Raw genomic sequence first — 1,352 nt, 5'->3', positions numbered from 1 at the left:
CGCTGGCCGCCGGACAGTTGCGAGGGCCGGCGTTCGAGATAATCGGTGAGGTTGAGGATACGGGCGGCATCGTCGACCTTCTTGTCGATGACGGCCTTGTCGAGCTTGGCCATCTTCAGCGGGAAGGCGATGTTGTTCCTGACGCTCATATGCGGATAAAGCGCATAGGACTGGAACACCATGGCAAGGCCGCGCTCGGCCGGGGCCTTTTCGGTGGCGTCGTTGCCGTCGATGACTATTCTGCCGCCGGAGACGTCTTCCAGCCCGGCAATCAGGCGCAGCAGCGTTGACTTGCCGCAGCCGGACGGGCCGACGAAGACGACGAACTCGCCGTCATGGATATCGAGATCGATCGACGGGATGACTTTTGCCTCGCCGAAGAGCTTGGACACGTTCTGAAGGGAAATGCTGCCCATTATTGTCGTTCCTTATTTCACGGCGCCAAAGGTGAGGCCACGCACGAGTTGTTTCTGCGAGAACCAGCCGATGACGAGAATGGGGGCGATCGCCATCATCGAGGCGGCCGAAAGTTTTGCCCAGAACAGCCCCTGCGGTGAGGAGAAGGAGGCGATGAAGGCCGTCAGCGGGGCTGCATTGGTGGTCGTCAGCCTGATAGTCCAGAAGGATTCGTTCCAGGCGAGGATGACGTTCAAAAGCAGCGTCGAGGCGATGCCCGGAACCGCCATTGGGGTCAGTACATGCACGATCTCGTTCCAGAGCGATGCGCCATCCATGCGCGCGGCTTCCAGAATCTCGCCGGGGATTTCGCGGAAGTAGGTATAAAGCATCCACACCACGATCGGCAGGTTGATGAAGGTGAGCATGACGGTCAGCCCAATGCGGGTATCGAGCAGGCCGGCATTGCGGAAGATCAGATAGATCGGCACCAGCACGGCAACGGCCGGCATCATCTTGGTGGAGAGCATCCACATCAAAATGTCCTTGGTGCGTTTGGTCGGCGAAAACGCCATGGCCCAGGCGGCGGGAATGGCGATGATCAGCGCGATGATCGTCGAGCCGAGCGACAGCACGACCGAGTTCATGAACGGCTTGAAGTAATCGCGCTGGGTCTGCACGGTGATGTAGTTTTCGAGCGTGCCCGAGGGAATGAGGCTGAAGCCTGCGATCGCCTCCGGCTCGGTCTTGATCGAGGTGAGGAAGGCGTAAAGGATCGGGAAGAACAGCAGCAACGCCACGGCCCATGCCGCGATGGAAAAGCCGATCTTTGCGCGTGTCGTTGTCTTGCGGGCCATGATCGCTTCTCCTTAACGGTCGAGGTTCTTGCCGACGGCGCGCATCAGGAAGATGGCGACGATATTGGCGAGCACGACGGCGATGATGCCACCGGCCGA

2 protein-coding genes and 1 pseudogene are annotated in these 1,352 nt (G+C 59.8%); all 3 read right to left on the bottom strand.

Annotated elements, in window-relative coordinates; translation table 11 throughout:
- A partial coding sequence (locus tag WDZ78_RS23270; RefSeq protein ID WP_162696921.1) for an ABC transporter ATP-binding protein occupies positions 1-416 on the bottom strand: 416 nt, incomplete at its 3' end.
- 12 nt (positions 417-428) lie between these two features.
- Positions 429-1,253, bottom strand: a complete 825-nt coding sequence (locus tag WDZ78_RS23265; RefSeq protein ID WP_111782392.1) for a carbohydrate ABC transporter permease — start codon at positions 1,251-1,253, stop codon at positions 429-431.
- 12 nt (positions 1,254-1,265) lie between these two features.
- Positions 1,266-1,352 (bottom strand): annotated as a pseudogene (locus WDZ78_RS23260) (sugar ABC transporter permease); the annotation flags it as partial.

This window comes from Agrobacterium sp. M50-1 (assembly GCF_049843495.1).
Classification (GTDB): Bacteria; Pseudomonadota; Alphaproteobacteria; order Rhizobiales; family Rhizobiaceae; genus Agrobacterium; species Agrobacterium radiobacter.
This window is presented reverse-complemented; position numbering and strand designations above follow the sequence as displayed.